The organism is Alicyclobacillus sacchari (assembly GCF_004366795.1).
Taxonomy (GTDB): Bacteria; Bacillota; Bacilli; order Alicyclobacillales; family Alicyclobacillaceae; genus Alicyclobacillus; species Alicyclobacillus sacchari.
Map to the genome: position 1 here is coordinate 93272 of NZ_SORF01000004.1, position 15527 is coordinate 108798.

Below are 15527 nucleotides of genomic sequence, written 5' to 3' on the forward strand. Positions count from 1 at the left end.
CACACGCATAAACGGATAAAAAGGCGCCGCTGGACGGTAGACACCGCTCCGCGACGCCTGAAATAAAGTTTGGCAGGGCAAACCAAAGAAACATCCACGCCGAACTTACACAAATTACACGGCTTCTACGTATTCCACGTCTGGCGCAACCTTCTTGATTGCCCGTTCAATACCCATTTTGAGCGTCATCACGCTCGCCGGACAGCCGACGCAAGCCCCCTGCAAGGAGACAAATACCGTTTTTGACAATTCGTCATACGATACAAACTCCACATCGCCGCCGTCCATTTGAATTGCATCCCGAACGGAGTCGAGCGCTTCGCGAATCCGCGCTTCCGTGGAGGTAACTTCATGTTCTGACATCGGTTCATCCCCTCCAATTATGTATTAGCATACGCGCTGCGGGAATCCGCATGCAAGTGGCGAACGTGCACGAATCCCTGCACGCATCCAGCCCTCGTGCACAACATACGCGCGACACCCGTTTTACCTGGTGTCGCGCGACTCGACGATGGACTTCAAAACTGTGGCATACCCATGGGCGGCATTCCCACGCCAAAGCCTGGAGCCACTGGCTGAGCAATCACCTTGTGAAACGCGATGGTATGAGGCTCGAAGCGGAAAACCTCCTGGAAACCCAAGCTGCGCGTGAAAGCCAAGCTCTGTTCGTTGTTGTCCTGTACAAACACTTCGAGCGTATGCATGCCCATCCGGCGTGCGTCTTCTTCAATTTTGGCGATGGCCGCCTTGCCGACACCGGCACGCTGATATCTTGGCTGAATCACCATCGCGCTGATATGCATTTTCCCATCGTAACTCGTCAGGTACGAGTAATATCCAATCGGTTTGCCATTGCGTTCGATCACGAACGTCGGCGCCCCTGACTGAATATACGTACGGAACTGTTCCTCTGGAAACGGCTGTCCAAACGCCTTTTGATGCACATCGCCGAGTTCCGATTTCGTCAACGAGACGATAAAATCATCGTCTGCCGCAGTGCGCGGCCGATACGTGATGGTGACGGGTTCCTTCGCAACTGCCTGCCTTTTTGCCGTTCGCTTCGCCTTCAATGTTGGCTTGCGAACCGCAGCCGGCCTTGCCCGGTGCGTTGACCCAGGTACCATCAAATGAAGCGCATGCGTCTGCATATGATGTCCGACCTCCCTAAACGATTGCCCACCGTCGACATCACACACTATGCACACGCCTATCTATTTGCGATTGCTTGCGCGACGTGACAAGCCTAGCGCTTGCGGCCAAACCAGCGCCGCGCTGTTTTCGGCGTGCTCGTCTCTTCTCTTTGGCGTCGCTGTTGTGCGTTTTTCAAACGCTTGCTGCTCACTTCCGTGACAACGCTGCCAATGTAGTTACCCATGATATCCATCTTGTACTTGCGGTTGACTTCAATCTTGTCATACTCCTCTTTCGTCGTCCGAAACGTGACGGTCGTGACGCGATTGACGTTCACCCCGCGCATGGTCTGTCCGACACTGACTCGCCCGGTCACTTGATAAGTCGGTAGTGGCAGATATTTGCTGACTCCAGACGGACCGCGTTCGCGCACCCGTTTTTTCGCCAACACAAATACCTCATGGCGCTCTTTGTTCGCAAGGTACTGCTCGTCAAACTTGCGCTGCCGTCGGCGCGCCCATAAGTAGAAGAGCGTATAGACAATGATGAGAAATACCAAAACGCTCAATAAGATCAGCCAATATCTCAACGACGGATCCCCCTGCATCATCTATGCGATTATGTTCCAACATGTTGTTGACTGGTCTATTGTACCACGGAATCTTGGACAGGCCGCAATCCTTTCTTCGCGACCCACTTCATGCCAACCGATGGATGAAACATGATTTGGACCTGTTCATCCCCGCCATCCTTTGCTGCCGCGATATGCAGGACAATACCTTCGCCGTATTGCGCATGGCGCACGTGCTGACCAGGGACAGGCGAAAACGTGTTTTGGATGGAAAGGTCGAGCCTAGCTATGAGTTCCTCCGGCACTTCCGTGAGAAACCGCGACGGATCGCGCTGGACGGTTTGTCCATAGATGGTCCGTTCCACCGCATACGTCATGTACAGCTGATTCATCGCGCGTGTCATGCCGACATAGCACAGATTGCGCTCCTCTTCGACGGCGCGATCGTCATCCATCGAACGTGGGTGCGGGAACAGGCCTTCCTCCATGCCAATTAGAAAGACCACGGGAAACTCCAGCCCTTTGCTCGCATGCATCGTCATCAAGCGCACAGTGCCCTGCCCCTTATCTCGCTCTTTATCGACGTCGCTCAGCAGGCTCACTTCAGCCAGAAATTCGGCGACAGAACCACCTCGACGCCTGTCGAACGATTTCGTCACACTGAACAGTTCGTCGATGTTCTCCGCACGCGCCCGATCTTCTTTCTTGCCGCTTTCCAGGTACATGTCACGATACTTCGTCGCATGCAGCACCTCGGCAAGATATTCACTCACCGACATGCCTTCCATCCATAGCATGAGTTCTTCCAGCTGATCGTGAAATGAGTGCGCAGCTGCGCTTGCCTTTGCTGACAAGCCAGCACTCTCACCGCAGACCAGAGCTTCAAACAGCGTCATGCCCTCGCTGTGCGCGTAGTCAAACAGCCGCCCGACTGCCGAGTCGCCGAGCCCCCGCCGCGGCGTGTTGATGATACGCAACAGCGAAATCTCATCGCGCGGATTGACCAACACGCGCAAGTAGGCAAACACGTCTTTGATCTCGCGCCGATCGTAGAACGTCAGGCCCCCGACGATGGTATACGGAATCGCGCGGCCCAGCAAAGCTTCTTCGACTGCTCGCGATTGTGCATTGGCCCGATAGAGCACGGCACAATCGCCATACGATCCGCCGTTTGCCACATGCTCGGCAATCTTTTCGGCGACAAACGCCGCCTCCGCCTCGCTGTCGGTCAAACAGCACACCAACGGCTTGTCTCCCGCGCCACGCGTCGACCTCAGCGCCTTCTCACGCCGGCGCGTATTGTTCGCGATGAGGGCGTTCGAGGCTTTCAAGATGGCTTCGGTCGATCGGTAGTTGCGCACCAGCATGACGACTTTCGCTTCCGGGTAATCGCGCTCAAACCGCATCATGTTTTCGCTGTCGGCCCCCCGCCACGCGTAGATCGCCTGATCCGAGTCGCCGACCGCACAGAGATTGCGGTGCCCGTCCGCCAATAACTGCAAAAGACGATATTGGGCGTGGTTGGTATCCTGGTACTCGTCCACTAAGATATGCCGAAACTTCGTCTGATATCGCTCGCGAATGACCGGATCGCGCTCGAACAGCTTCACCGCATTGCCAATTAAATCGTCGAAATCCATCGCGTTTGCGGCAAACAAGCGCTGCTGATACAACTCATACACGTCCGCCGCCACCAGGTCGTTGATAAGCGACTCGTCGATGACGGGTCCCTTGTCGCGCAGCTGGTTCTTCCAAAAGGAAATGCGGCTGCCAATCGCCCGTGGATCGTACGTCTTGAGATCGCAATTTAGGTCAAGCAGACATTGCGCGATGAGCGCCTCTTGATCGTCGCTGTCAAGGATGCTGAAGCTAGACGTATAGCCGAGGGCTTCCGCTTCGCGGCGGAGGATGCGCACACAAATGCTATGGAACGTACCCATCCACAAATCGTCCGCACGCTGGCCGATGAGCGTGCGAACGCGCTCTTTCATTTCGCGCGCCGCCTTGTTGGTGAACGTGATCGCGAGAATTTCCGGCACCGGCACGCCGTGTTCGGCAATCAAATACGCGATCCGCCGCGTAAGCACACTCGTCTTGCCGCTACCCGCGCCGGCGACGACGAGCAACGGTCCTGACGTCGTGAGAACCGCCTCGCGCTGTTCTGGATTGAGCCCGGCCAGGAAGTCTTCTTGGGGTTTTGCCATGGTGTTCCTCCTCACTGGCCCGTACGCAGTTCTGCAAGATCACAGGCTACCACGGAACTTGTTCGGAAAAAAGGCCTGCGCACAGGAAAGAAACTTCGTTAACCGATTTCGTACGCTTTCAACTTTTGCTACGATTACTGTCGATCCCGATTTCGCAAAGGAGCCTCACGGCATGCCCAAAGCTGCATTCATCGCACTCCCGAAGTGTCGCCTGCACGACGTCTCACCGCTCCTTGAAACACTCGCCCGACAAGATTGGCGCTTACGAACGCTCACCCTCGACGGCACGCCGTGCACGACTGCAGAAGGGCTCGCCATTTGTACGGATGGCTCGGTGGAAGAGGCGGTTCCACTCGATCTCTCCCTTTGCGTGCTGCCAGGCGGCTTGTACAATGCCCAGGTGTGGAACGACATTCGGCTGCATCGGTACGTGCGTCAGTTCGCAGGGCGCAAGGGCTGGTTTGCCGTCTCGGGCGAAGGTGCCGCTTGTCTCGCTGCAGCGGGCCTTCTCGGCGGACTTCGCTTTAGTGCCCCGCTGTCGTTCGTCGTGGGCCAGGCGGCGCTATTTCGCTACAGCATCCACACCACACACCCCGTATCGACGGATGGGGGGATTGTCTCCTCTGATGGAAGCGATCCCGCTGGATTCTGTCAGGCTGTTTTTGGCAGACTAAACATAGGCGTGTGATGGCGTGTATACGAACAGCATGTGAAACGACCAGTGCTTGGCGTGTGCTATGATGGGACAAGCAGAGAAAAGCAAGGAGGCATGGCATGAAAGCACGAATGTTACATACGTTTTTCGCCGTTGCAGCCGCGTGCGCATTTGCAGCAGGATGCGGCACGCCCACCAACAACACGGCCAACGCAACAAACCTGACCGATGGCGTCAACTCGTCCGCTGGCGCAGTGAATCAAACAGCGAATGATTCGGCCAATGCGACGAACGATGCGGCCAACCCGCCAAGCCTGCATACGACGACGCAACAATGGTCAAGCGCACCGAAAATGACCATCGACCCGTCAAAGACGTATGACGCGATTGTGCACACGAATTATGGTGACTTCACGATTCAGCTCGACGCCAAAGACAGCCCAATTACGGTTAACAACTTTGTGTTTTTGGCGAAACACAACTTTTATCACGACTGCTCGTTCTTCCGGATTATCAAAAACTTCATGGTCCAGACCGGCGACCCGAACAACAATGGAACGGGCGGTCCTGGGTACACCATTCCGGACGAATTGACCCATCAGTATCCGTTTACGCAAGGCGTCGTCGCGATGGCGAACACGGGACAACCGCATACGGGCGGCAGTCAGTTCTTCATCTGCACCGTGAATGACACCAAAGTATTCCAGCCACCAAACAACAAGTACACCGAATTTGGACGCGTTGTCTCAGGTATGAACGTTGTCGAGAAGATTGCATCCATTCCGGTCACCAACAACCCGCAGACGGGCGAATTGAGTTATCCACTGGCAACGGCATACATCGAATCGATTGACATCGAGGTCAAATAGGGAGCGAACCCGATGCGCTATAACCGTGGACGCCAATACATTTGGTTGATCATTCTCGTCGTCGTGGTCGCACTCGCGCGCATCCGCATCGGCGGCAGCGTGCCTCTGCCAGCCAGCTACGAAAAGCTGGCTGGTGGACAAATTCGCATTCAAGTTCAGGCCAAGCCCGTGCCTTCGACGGCCACCGGAGAGCAGTGGAACTTGGAAAAACACGTGCAAAACGGGCAGACCATTTACACCGCGAACCTGTATATGAACGGGCACGAACAACTTTTGTTCCCAAGCCTCAAAACCCAATCGAAGACTGCAGCAGGTACGCTGTATGAAAGCAACGGGAAAATTCGATTTGGCAGCCAGGATTATCATGCGATCGATCTGTTTGTTGCAGCTGATGGAAAAAGCGGTTACATCGATTTCGCCAAATCTTGAATTCGATATGAAGCTACACGGCCGGGGCTGCCATCAAACCGTGGATCTCGAACGAGCCCCGACCACTGCCCCCAATCACGATCGATTCGGCTGCCGATATGGCGCCGTCCCTTCTTTGGCGAGCATCCGATATACCGCATCATCCATGGGGGGATTGTGCAATCCCGCGCGTACATCGCGATAATAACGCTCGAGCGGGAGCGACTTTGACAGGCTGCGCCCACCAACGACGCGCATGGCGAGATCGACGACCTCGTTTGCGGCATTGGTAGCGAGCGTCTTTGCCGCGCCAAATTGGGCCCGCAGCCGCGGCCGATCCACAGGATCTGACCGATCCCAACGCGCAGCGAGATCGTACAACAACGTGCGCGCGGCCAGGAGCTTCAATTCCATTTCGCCGAGCTTCTGTTCGACGTGCGCAACGTCCGCAATCGGATGCGGCAACGAGTTGGGTTGATAGGTTGCCGCATAGCGCATGGCAAAGTCGCGTGCAGCAAGACCGACCCCCAAATAACATGCCGGTATGTGCAGGAGCCAGCCCCCGCCGTCCTGATTCCGCTCGGTCTTGGCACCGGGGCGGGCGATGGATACCACATGGTTCGACGGTACGAACACATCGTGGAGCACGATATCATGGCTGCCCGTTGCTCGCATGCCAAGGACGTTCCACGTTTCGACGATTTCGACATCCTCTCCGCGCACAAGAAATTGTCCGACCACATCTTCCCCCGCGACGGTGGCGGTCACCACAATCCAGGTCAAAGCAGGCGACAGCGTGCTAAACGTCTTGCGCCCGCGGATACGATATCCTCCATCGACTGGCACCGCGGTCGTCTCCGGCTTACCCCCGCGGCTCGGACTGCCGGTTGCTGGTTCGCTTGCGCAACTGTTGATCAAGGCGCCATCCTGCACGACCGTCTCACAAACGGCTGCAAACAGTTCGTCCGGAAACGCTCCGGTGGACCGTAGATTGAGGATCATGCCGACGTGCCAACCTATGGCAAGCGCGGTCGATCCGTCGCCGCGTGCCAGTTGCTCTTGGTGCATCAACATTTCCGACAGGCTGATTTCCAGTCCCCCATATTCACGTGGCACCGTCCAGGCCACGTAACCTACGGCCTGAAGATCGCGTATGTTCTCGTGAGGAAACGCGCCTGTCTCGTCATACCCGGCAGCGCGTTCGCTGAATTTCGTTGCCAATTCACGCGTGATGGCAAGCCGTTCTCTCACGTCTGCGGACAATTCCCGCTCATCGTACATGGAACCACCTCCGTCGTTTCTCATTCGTCCAACAGCGAAGTCGCCTGTTTCAAACGAGGCCCCATCGTTTGTATAAAGTACTCGCGATTCCCCATGCGCTCCGTGCCTCGGCGATCGCTCCCCCAAAGCGAGCGATCGAGCTGCGACTGTGTACGATGAGCCCGAAACGCACGCAGCTTTTCGCTTTTGTAACCGCTCACATCCACCTGTACTGCCGCCAGCACCGGTTGCGCAAAGCGGCGAAACGCTTCTGCTCCCTCACCAAACGACACGTAAAACAATCGCGCACCGCCTCCGGCAGGCGTAGCTTGGTAGCGGCTGAACGCCTCTGTCGCGATGCGGCCAATGGCACAGTGGTCAGGATGCCCGCCCAAGGGATCGTGAAAGGTGATCACTGCACTCGGAGCTTCGCCTTGCAAAATCCGCAGCACGCGATCCGCCACTTCGCCCTGCGGCTGTATCTCGAGCGTCTTATCGCGCAATCCAAGCAGTTCGAGCCGCTGCACGCCAAGCGCTTCGCACGCCGCACGCAGTTCTCGCTCGCGAATCTGGCCAATCGACTCGCGCGTGGCGATCGGCGGTATGCCAAGTCTGCGCCCCATTTCACCAAGCGTGGCACAAACGAGGACGACGCGATGCCCCGTGCCGGCAAGTTTGGCAAGAGTTCCCCCGCAGATGAAAGTCTCGTCATCCGGGTGCGCAAAGACAGCTATAACCGTCGCCATCGCTGATTCTCCTTCCCCATGGTCAAAGCCTCTCAAACAGCGAGGCAGCCGCGGCTCACCGTCAACGTCTGTCGTATTCTCGATTGATCGTCAAATCCAGTAATCACGATGGCACCGCCGTCATCTACGAAATCTGTCACGCCCGAGATCGACAGCAGACCGGCTGGCTCTGTGAATACAAGGTGCACTCGGTATGCGTGATCGCCCATGATTGCAACATCCTTTAGCCTGCAAGCGACGTTGCGGATGTATGCCTCTGGATTAACTTCCAGATGCACATACACCGTTTCACCGATCATGGATAAAAGCCGCTCCTTTGCCTCGTCGATGCCAAGCGGCGTCATCTCTTCACCTCCCCATCGCCCACTGCAATGGGATTCTCGGCATACGAGATCCAGTCGCTCCAACTGCCCGGATACAGCCGAACGCCACGTATGCCCGCAAGTTCCAAGGCAAATAGCGTCGAGCAGGCAGTCACACCCGATCCGCAGTAGACGACGATCGGATCCCCAACATCTGCTAGATCACGAAAGCGAGTGCGCTGCTCGCTCGGAGACAGCCATGTGCCATCGGGATGTATTCCCTCTTCCCAGGGGTGGTTCACCGCTCCTGGGATATGCCCTGCCACCTTGTCCATGGGCTCAATCTCTCCGCGATAACGTGCGGGCTGACGGGCATCGACGAGAAGCGCAGATCCGGATTGCACGATTTCTCGGACGTCATTCACATTGACCATGTCATCCATCGCGACGCGCGGCTCAAAGACAGCCGGCACCGCCGCTGGTGGATCGGTGGAAAGAGCCAACCCTGCTTTCGTCCAAGCGGCAAGCCCTCCGTCGAGCATGCGCACATCGCGCGCACCGATGTGGCGAAGCAGCCACCAAGCGCGCGCCGCCATGCCTTCGCCGCCATCGTAGACGACGATGACGGAGTCCGGCCGTGCTCCACACTCGCCAACCCGCTTCGCTAGGCGGTTCGTGTCGGGAAGCGGATGGCGGCCGCCGTGAGCTTGAGGCGGATCGGACAGATCGCGCTCTAAATCCAGATGGTGCGCATGGGGAATGTGCCCTTCGTCGTAAGCCGCTTTGCCCCAGTTGGGATCGGTCAGGCGAAACCGACAGTCGAACACCGTCCAATTTGGATCTGCTGCGTGGGCGGCCAATTCGGCCACGGAAACGAGCATCGGGAACGCCTCCTTATTGCCCGCCGTCCCGGCGTACGACGCGCGTGGCACCGGCCTGGTCGATGGAGGTGACGATCATGTCGTCGATGTTGACGTGAACGGGCCTCGTGACGGCAAAGGCGATGCAGTCGGCAATGTCCGTTGCGGTGAGCGGCCGCATGCCTGCGTAAACGGCATCGGCACGCGACTTGTCGCCATGAAAGCGGACGATGCTGAACTCGGTCTCCACCATGCCGGGATCAATGGAGGTCACGCGCACCGGCTTGCCAAGCAATTCCTGCCGCAAGGCTCCCGTAATGGCGCGCACCGCAAATTTCGTACCGCAATAGACACCACCGCCGGCATAAGCTTCGTGTCCGGCGGTCGATCCGATGTTGACAATATGCCCTTCACCGCTCGCAATCAGATGCGGCACCAAGCGCCGCGTCATGCGCAACAGCCCCATGACATTCGTGTCGATCATTTCTTGCCAGTCGGCCTCGTTTGCCACTTCGTCAATCGGATCGCGGCCTAAGGCCTTGCCTGCATTGTTCACCAGCACGTGTACCTTCCCAAAACGCTGCAGCACGTTTTGAACATATGTCTCCACGTTCTCGGTGCACGTGACGTCAAGAGCTAAAGCGAGTGGCTTCTCACCGGATATGCGCTCAATACGAGCGGCCACTTGGCTCAATTTCTCCACTCGGCGCGCCCCAAGAGCGAGCCGGAATCCTGCCTCGGCCAGCGCGATCGCAGTCGCCTCGCCAATGCCTGAACTTGCACCTGTGACGATGGCAACTTTCCCGCGTCCAGAAATCGCCATTGTAATCGCCTCCCGCAAAAATCTTCGATGTGGGCGGATGTCGTATCCGAAACCGCCCGGTTTCCATACAGTGTGGCATATCGTTTGCCCGCAAAGGAGGAATCGCCACCATGCCATGCCCGGAAGTGGTCACCGGCCACGTCGCCATTCCCGGCGAGGACTTTGAACGCATTCAACGCAGCGTCGACCGCGGCCAGAATATGTGGCGCTTGAGCCCGGTCCGCACAGCCCAAGAAGTCGGCATCGTCCACCTTGGCCTGCGTATGAACGACGTTTACACCTTTGTCGAACAGTACCGCGATGCGGATAGTGGGCTCATGCACGCGGTCGTGCGCGTCAAACATCGCAATTGCACCTATCTGGTCAACCTGTATCAACCTGAAAAACAAGGGCCGAGCGGCATTTGGGTTGTCGAATCGGTCACCGAAATATAATTCGGCCCATCAGCGCTGTCTTTCCCACATCGACGGAGGCAGCTTGCCGACCGTCTCCATCAACATCTCGTAGAGATTGCGGTCGATCACCTCGTCGACCGAAACGCCGAGGCGCTCGGCGATGTCGCGGATCGTCAACCTATCCTTACGCAGCGTCCGCATCGCCTTCTCCCACTGCTGCATATGTGGACCGTGGTAATCGATTAAAAATGTCCATTTTTCTTCGTCGATCGCAATGCACGCATTCAACATGTCGGAAACGACATCCACTGTGGCCCCTTGCGCGCCCTTTTCAAAAAGGCGCTGCCGGAAGACCGTTTTGATCAAGGCCTCCTCGGAAAACTCGAGCAGAAATGGCGGCATGATGTATCCAACCGGCAGTTTCGCCCGGGCCGCCTGCATCTGCTCTGCCCGATCTTGCTTCGCCAGTCGAATGACATGGCGAATCCGCTCCAACTCTTCTTCATACTCATCCGCGTTTTTCGCCTCGACAGGAAGCTCGAATCCCCACGGCACATTGGCGCGTTGACCTCCTGCGATGCGGGTTGGGCGGCCGACTGTGTATGTAACAAGGTGATCGTAAACCGATTTGCCGACACCAATGGCCAAGAACAATACCGTTTCGCCGCGAATCGGCTCATAAGAATGTCCTGCCGTAACCATGCTGCGCAAAAACCGATGCGTATTGGCCATATCGTTGTACTTACCCAGGTACAAGCTCGCCTTGAAGGCGCTCGACAGCCTGTCCTCGTCTGTCGCCCGCAAAGCGACGATGCGCCCTGACTGCGCGACGCGCCAACCTTGCTCTTCGTAGCAGATACGAATAAACTTTTCAATGTTGTCCAGATGTTCATGAATCGGGACGAGATCTGTTAGGAAGCGCAAGCGCGGATGTTCGAGGATGGCGGATCGATCCAGCGTAAACACAGGTGAACACCCGCCTTTCACATAGGGCTCTAAAATCTGTTGCCAGCTTACATTGTACCAAATCCGCCAAAAGGCAAAAAAGGAGGGAATGGATATGGCGGCCCGTGTGGTTGTCGGCATGTCTGGCGGCGTCGACTCGTCAGTCAGCGCGCTTCTGTTGAAGCAAGCAGGCTACGATGTCGTCGGCGTTTTTATGAAAAACTGGGACGATACAGACGAAAACGGGCATTGCACAGCGACCGAAGACTTTGAGGACGTCGCCCGCGTCTGTGAGCACATCGGCATCCCATATTATGGTGTTAACTTCGAACGCGAATACGAACAACGCGTGTTTCAATATTTCCTTGAGGAATATGAACGTGGACGCACGCCGAATCCGGACGTTCTCTGCAATAAGGAAATCAAGTTTAAGGAACTGTTGGAGCGAGCGCTGGACCTTGGCGCAGACTACTTGGCAACAGGCCACTACGCCCAGCTGTACACGCGTGCCGACGGATCCGTGGAATTGCTCCGAGGAGCCGATTCGAACAAGGATCAGACGTATTTCTTGCATACATTGGATCAGGAACCACTCAAACGCGCGATGTTCCCCATCGGCCACCTGAACAAGGCAGAGGTGCGGCAGATTGCTCGCGATCACCATTTGCCAACCGCCGCGAAAAAGGACAGTACAGGCATCTGCTTCATCGGCGAGCGCAACTTCCGGCAGTTCCTGCGGACGTACTTGCCCGCCCAGCCAGGAGTCATCGAGGATGTGGAAGGACGGCGGATTGGCGAGCACGAAGGCCTGATGTACTACACCATCGGACAGCGCCGCGGTATTGGCATCGGCGGGCTCCAGGAAGGAAGCGGCGAGGCTTGGTACGTCGTCGATAAAGACCTTGAACGCAACGTGCTGATCGTAGCGCAGGGACAAGATCACCCAAAGCTGTTTTCGACCAGCTTAACAGCGTCGCGACTATCATTTGTGGCAGGTGATCCACCCGCGTCAGACACGTTCCGGTGTACGGCCAAATTCCGCTATCGGCAGTCCGATCAAGGCGTGACGGTTCACATGCGCGGCCCAGATGCATGCAAGGTCGTCTTTGACGAACCCCAGCGGGCGATCACGCCAGGACAATCGGTGGTTTTTTACGATGACAATGTGTGCCTTGGCGGTGGCGTCATCGAAACACGCAACATGCTCGACACCTGATCCGAGTCCACGCACGCGCGGCGTATGAGGACAATCGGGGGACAACATGCCACCCCTTTGGGAGGCGACCCATCTGGAAACCAAAGATTTGCAGCTATTTCTGGCTGTAGCTCGCAACAAATCAATCTCGCGAACCGCCGATCAACTCTACATGTCGCAATCGACGGTCACCAACCGCTTACAGCGACTGGAGCGCGATCTCGGGTGTCAACTGTTCACGCGAACACCTGGCGGGGTTCAACTGACGGCGGAAGGAATGCGGTTATTCCCTCTCGCCGAGCAAATGATGCAAATTGAACATCGCATGCTCGAGCCGTCTGCCCGTCCCGTTCACACTTTGCGCGTGATGTCCGGACGAGCGTTTGTCTCGACCGACGTGCCCAAGTGCCTGCATCAGATGCTGCAAGTCGAAGAAGTGCGCCTACAGGTGCGCATGGGTATGTACGAAGACATGGTAGAAGCACTCGTGGGGAACCAGGTGGACTTCTGTTTTCTCGGTGAACCCATTCACCACCCCCGCGTCCGCCTGGTGGAATATCCAGCCGACGCGATCGATCTTGTCGTACCTGTCGGCCACCGCTTTGTCCACGATCTCCCGAGCATCGGCGCGCTAGCGGACGAGCCTTTCATCGCCTTCGCCGACACGACAGCCCCATTTCGCCGACGCATCTCGATGCTGCTCGCGAAATACGATGTGTATCCAGATGTGCGAATGGAACTCGACAGCATTGACGGCATCAAGGCGATGGTCGCACAAGGACTGGGCGTCTCACTGCTGCCGCGGCGCACGCTCCACGATGCGGCAGCCAAAGGCGTCATTGGTATCGCACTGCCAGATCCACAGTTCTGCCGGCCAACGTTTCTGGCCTACCCGGACGCTATCGAACACGAACCCCTCACAAGGCGGTTTATCGAGATCGTCACAGAGCACTATGAGCGAGAGGTCCGCTTCAAAAGCTGAGCGTGATCGCAAAAACTGTGGATGGAGCAAAACACCCCTCGTTCCAGCCAACGCTGGCGAGGGGTGTTTGTCTTGTTAGGCGACCCAATTCACGCTTAGCGCGACAGCACACGCTTTGCAGCCGCGTACACGTTGTCGACCGTAAAGCCATACTCCTTGACGACGATGTCGCCAGGGGCGGATGCACCAAACCGATCAATGCCGAGCACTTCACCGTCGAAGCCGACGAATTCGTACCAGCTCATTGGATGGGCCATCTCCACCGCAACGCGCTTGCGCAGCGTTGGCGGCAGCACGTCGTCCCGATACGCCTGATCCTGTGCGCGGAACACTTCGATGGACGGGAACGAAATGACGCGTACCTGAACGCCTTCAGCGGCCAGCTTCTTGCCTGCTTCGAGCACAAGCTGAACCTCGGAGCCGGACGCGAGCAAGGCCAGGTCAGAACCGTCGCCGTGCTTGTAAATGACATAGCCGCCCTTTTCGAACTGACCCTTGTTTTCCTTAATTTCCGCCAACGTCGGGAGCTTTTGGCGAGACAGGGCAAGCGCCACCGGCGCGTCGCGATGCGTCAAGGCGTACTTGACAGCAAGCCCCGTTTCCGTGCCGTCAGCCGGACGGAACACGCGCAAGCCCGGAATGACGCGCAAAGAAGCCAACTGTTCGATTGGCTCGTGGGTTGGACCATCTTCGCCGACGGCAATGGAATCGTGCGTCAGCACGAACAGGGACGGTTGCTTCATCAACGCGGCCAGACGGACCGCCGGACGCAGATAATCGACAAAGACGAGGAACGTACCGGCGTACGGGAAGATTCCGCCATGCAGAGCAAGGCCGTTCATCATCGCGCCCATCGCATGCTCGCGCACGCCATAAAAGACATTCTTACCCGCATAATCCGGCGCCTTGAAGTGATCTTCATCCTTGAGCAACGTGTTGTTCGACTTGGACAAGTCGGCCGATCCGCCAAGCAACGTCGGCATATGCGGGCCAATCGCATTGATCACCTTGCCGAACGCTTCGCGCGTCGCGATGGCATCCGTGAATTCCGGCAAGACGGCGTCAAAGTCAACGTTTGCCTTGCCCGCCAGGACATTTTCAAACGTTTTCGCATCCTCGGGATGCGCCTTGGCGTAATCCGCGTATGCCTCTTTCCACGCAGCTTCCGCATCGACGCCGCGTTTTTTCACTTCAGCGAACAGTGCACGCACTTCATCAGGAACATAGAAGTCCTCTTCGTACTTCCAGCCATACGTCTCTTTCGCCAGCTTCGTTTCTTCCTTGCCGAGCGGGCTGCCGTGAACTCCCGACGTACCTTGTTTGTTTGGCGCACCATAACCGATGATGGTTCGCACCTCGATCAAAGTTGGAGCGTCGGTGAACGACTTCGCCTTTGCGATGGCTGCCTCGATCTCATCCAGATTGTTGCCGTCCTCGACACGAAGCACATTCCAGCCGTATGAACGGTAACGCATCTTGACATCTTCCGTGAACGACCAATTGGTTGGTCCATCCAGGGAAATGTCGTTCGAATCGTACAGCACAATCAACTTATTCAGCTTCAAATGACCCGCCAGCGAACTCGCTTCGCCGCTGATGCCTTCCATCAAATCCCCGTCGCCGCAAATCACGTATGTATAGTGGTCAATCGGGGTATGGCCGTCGCGATTAAACTTGGCAGCCAAGAAACGCTCCGCCATGGCAAAACCGACCGCCGTGGCAATACCTTGCCCGAGCGGACCCGTCGTCGTGTCGACACCCGGCGTATGACCATATTCCGGATGGCCTGGCGTCTTCGAGCCCCATTGACGGAACTGTTTCAAGTCGTCGATCGTCACGTCATACCCAGTCAGATGGAGCAAGCTGTACAATAGCATCGAACCATGTCCTGCCGACAACACGAAGCGGTCGCGATCGATCCAACTCGGGTTGTCCGGGTTGAATTTCATGAAGCGCGACCACAGTACGTACGCCATCGGTGCGGCGCCCATCGGCAAACCAGGGTGACCCGAGTTGGCCTTTTCGATGGCGTCGATTGACAGCGTCCGAATCGTCTTGACAGCCAATTGATCTTGTTCTGTGTAGGGCATATGTCCACTCCCAGTGCAAAAATATTTTGGCCGACACACTTATCATACCACATCTGCAGCGATTCCCTGCGCGACACATGTCGAAATATGG

17 protein-coding genes are annotated in these 15527 nt (G+C 56.9%); 6 read left to right on the top strand and 11 right to left on the bottom strand.

The window, feature by feature from the left end; all coding sequences use genetic code 11:
* Positions 1–114: 114 nt before the first annotated feature.
* The 4 genes from C7445_RS05435 to C7445_RS05450 all read right to left on the bottom strand — a co-directional run bounded on the left by C7445_RS05435 (position 115) and on the right by C7445_RS05450 (position 3906).
* A complete protein-coding gene (locus tag C7445_RS05435) occupies positions 115–363 on the bottom strand; it encodes a NifU family protein (protein ID WP_134159038.1) in 249 nt (82 codons plus the stop codon).
* Between the two features lie 155 nt (positions 364–518).
* Positions 519–1148, bottom strand: a complete 630-nt coding sequence (locus tag C7445_RS05440; protein WP_134159039.1) for a GNAT family N-acetyltransferase — start codon at positions 1146–1148, stop codon at positions 519–521.
* Between the two features lie 95 nt (positions 1149–1243).
* Entirely contained in the window at positions 1244–1720 is a 477-nt protein-coding gene (locus tag C7445_RS05445; protein WP_243834977.1) for a hypothetical protein, read from the bottom strand.
* A gap of 56 nt (positions 1721–1776) precedes the next feature.
* The gene (locus C7445_RS05450; protein ID WP_134159041.1) at positions 1777–3906 is read right to left on the bottom strand and encodes an ATP-dependent helicase; all 2130 of its coding nucleotides are present in this window, start codon (positions 3904–3906) and stop codon (positions 1777–1779) included.
* Positions 3907–4078: 172 nt separating this feature from the next.
* Between C7445_RS05450 and C7445_RS05455 the strand changes: the two genes are divergently transcribed.
* The 3 genes from C7445_RS05455 to C7445_RS05465 all read left to right on the top strand — a co-directional run bounded on the left by C7445_RS05455 (position 4079) and on the right by C7445_RS05465 (position 5859).
* Positions 4079–4594: a DJ-1/PfpI family protein gene (locus tag C7445_RS05455; protein WP_134159042.1), complete on the top strand. Its 516-nt coding sequence runs from the start codon at positions 4079–4081 to the stop codon at positions 4592–4594.
* 86 nt (positions 4595–4680) lie between these two features.
* The gene (locus C7445_RS05460; RefSeq protein ID WP_134159043.1) at positions 4681–5430 is read left to right on the top strand and encodes a peptidylprolyl isomerase; all 750 of its coding nucleotides are present in this window, start codon (positions 4681–4683) and stop codon (positions 5428–5430) included.
* 12 nt (positions 5431–5442) lie between these two features.
* Positions 5443–5859: a hypothetical protein gene (locus C7445_RS05465; RefSeq protein WP_134159044.1), complete on the top strand. Its 417-nt coding sequence runs from the start codon at positions 5443–5445 to the stop codon at positions 5857–5859.
* A gap of 75 nt (positions 5860–5934) precedes the next feature.
* Here the strand turns inward: C7445_RS05465 and C7445_RS05470 are convergent, their stop codons facing one another.
* Genes C7445_RS05470 through C7445_RS05490 form a run of 5 tightly spaced genes read right to left on the bottom strand, consistent with a single transcriptional unit; the run spans position 5935 to position 9829 of the window.
* Complete coding sequence (locus tag C7445_RS05470; protein ID WP_134159045.1) at positions 5935–7119, bottom strand: acyl-CoA dehydrogenase family protein; 1185 nt, start codon at positions 7117–7119, stop codon at positions 5935–5937.
* A 20-nt stretch (positions 7120–7139) separates the two neighbouring features.
* The gene (locus C7445_RS05475) at positions 7140–7844 is read right to left on the bottom strand and encodes a PIG-L family deacetylase (RefSeq protein ID WP_134159046.1); all 705 of its coding nucleotides are present in this window, start codon (positions 7842–7844) and stop codon (positions 7140–7142) included.
* A gap of 32 nt (positions 7845–7876) precedes the next feature.
* Positions 7877–8188, bottom strand: a complete 312-nt coding sequence (locus tag C7445_RS05480) for a DUF1806 family protein (protein WP_134159047.1) — start codon at positions 8186–8188, stop codon at positions 7877–7879.
* Positions 8185–9027 carry a sulfurtransferase gene (locus tag C7445_RS05485; protein WP_134159048.1) on the bottom strand — a complete coding sequence of 281 codons (843 nt, stop codon included), beginning with the start codon at positions 9025–9027 and terminating at the stop codon, positions 8185–8187. Before C7445_RS05485 ends, C7445_RS05480 begins: the two co-directional genes overlap by 4 nt.
* Before the next feature lie 13 nt (positions 9028–9040).
* A complete protein-coding gene (locus C7445_RS05490) occupies positions 9041–9829 on the bottom strand; it encodes an SDR family NAD(P)-dependent oxidoreductase (protein WP_134159049.1) in 789 nt (262 codons plus the stop codon).
* A gap of 110 nt (positions 9830–9939) precedes the next feature.
* Between C7445_RS05490 and C7445_RS05495 the strand changes: the two genes are divergently transcribed.
* Positions 9940–10263 (top strand): hypothetical protein, encoded by a 324-nt coding sequence (locus tag C7445_RS05495; protein WP_134159050.1) that lies wholly within the window; start codon positions 9940–9942, stop codon positions 10261–10263.
* Between the two features lie 9 nt (positions 10264–10272).
* On the opposite strand, the gene C7445_RS05500 is transcribed toward C7445_RS05495, so the two are convergent.
* Complete coding sequence (locus tag C7445_RS05500) at positions 10273–11190, bottom strand: hypothetical protein (protein WP_134159051.1); 918 nt, start codon at positions 11188–11190, stop codon at positions 10273–10275.
* Positions 11191–11284: 94 nt separating this feature from the next.
* Between C7445_RS05500 and mnmA the strand changes: the two genes are divergently transcribed.
* Both mnmA and C7445_RS05510 read left to right on the top strand, forming a co-directional pair.
* Complete coding sequence (gene mnmA, locus C7445_RS05505) at positions 11285–12385, top strand: tRNA 2-thiouridine(34) synthase MnmA (protein ID WP_243834978.1); 1101 nt, start codon at positions 11285–11287, stop codon at positions 12383–12385.
* Positions 12386–12431: 46 nt separating this feature from the next.
* Positions 12432–13346 carry a LysR family transcriptional regulator gene (locus C7445_RS05510; protein WP_243834979.1) on the top strand — a complete coding sequence of 305 codons (915 nt, stop codon included), beginning with the start codon at positions 12432–12434 and terminating at the stop codon, positions 13344–13346.
* A 95-nt stretch (positions 13347–13441) separates the two neighbouring features.
* Here C7445_RS05510 and tkt read toward each other — a convergent pair whose 3' ends face one another.
* Complete coding sequence (tkt, locus tag C7445_RS05515) at positions 13442–15436, bottom strand: transketolase (protein WP_134159053.1); 1995 nt, start codon at positions 15434–15436, stop codon at positions 13442–13444.
* Positions 15437–15527 lie beyond the last annotated feature (91 nt).

Excerpts from the sequence above, each read along its gene's own strand:
- C7445_RS05460 (WP_134159043.1), top strand. The coding sequence starts at position 4,681 with ATGAAAGCACGAATGTTACATACGTTTTTCGCCGTTGCAGCCGCGTGC.
- C7445_RS05475 (WP_134159046.1), bottom strand. The coding sequence starts at position 7,844 with ATGGCGACGGTTATAGCTGTCTTTGCGCACCCGGATGACGAGACTTTC.
- C7445_RS05495 (WP_134159050.1), top strand. The coding sequence starts at position 9,940 with ATGCCATGCCCGGAAGTGGTCACCGGCCACGTCGCCATTCCCGGCGAG.
- C7445_RS05510 (WP_243834979.1), top strand. The coding sequence starts at position 12,432 with ATGCCACCCCTTTGGGAGGCGACCCATCTGGAAACCAAAGATTTGCAG.
- C7445_RS05490 (WP_134159049.1), bottom strand. The coding sequence starts at position 9,829 with ATGGCGATTTCTGGACGCGGGAAAGTTGCCATCGTCACAGGTGCAAGT.
- C7445_RS05455 (WP_134159042.1), top strand. The coding sequence starts at position 4,079 with ATGCCCAAAGCTGCATTCATCGCACTCCCGAAGTGTCGCCTGCACGAC.
- C7445_RS05435 (WP_134159038.1), bottom strand. The coding sequence starts at position 363 with ATGTCAGAACATGAAGTTACCTCCACGGAAGCGCGGATTCGCGAAGCG.
- mnmA (WP_243834978.1), top strand. The coding sequence starts at position 11,285 with ATGGCGGCCCGTGTGGTTGTCGGCATGTCTGGCGGCGTCGACTCGTCA.
- tkt (WP_134159053.1), bottom strand. The coding sequence starts at position 15,436 with ATGCCCTACACAGAACAAGATCAATTGGCTGTCAAGACGATTCGGACG.
- C7445_RS05480 (WP_134159047.1), bottom strand. The coding sequence starts at position 8,188 with ATGACGCCGCTTGGCATCGACGAGGCAAAGGAGCGGCTTTTATCCATG.
- C7445_RS05470 (WP_134159045.1), bottom strand. The coding sequence starts at position 7,119 with ATGTACGATGAGCGGGAATTGTCCGCAGACGTGAGAGAACGGCTTGCC.
- C7445_RS05465 (WP_134159044.1), top strand. The coding sequence starts at position 5,443 with ATGCGCTATAACCGTGGACGCCAATACATTTGGTTGATCATTCTCGTC.
- C7445_RS05440 (WP_134159039.1), bottom strand. The coding sequence starts at position 1,148 with ATGCAGACGCATGCGCTTCATTTGATGGTACCTGGGTCAACGCACCGG.
- C7445_RS05485 (WP_134159048.1), bottom strand. The coding sequence starts at position 9,027 with ATGCTCGTTTCCGTGGCCGAATTGGCCGCCCACGCAGCAGATCCAAAT.
- C7445_RS05450 (WP_134159041.1), bottom strand. The coding sequence starts at position 3,906 with ATGGCAAAACCCCAAGAAGACTTCCTGGCCGGGCTCAATCCAGAACAG.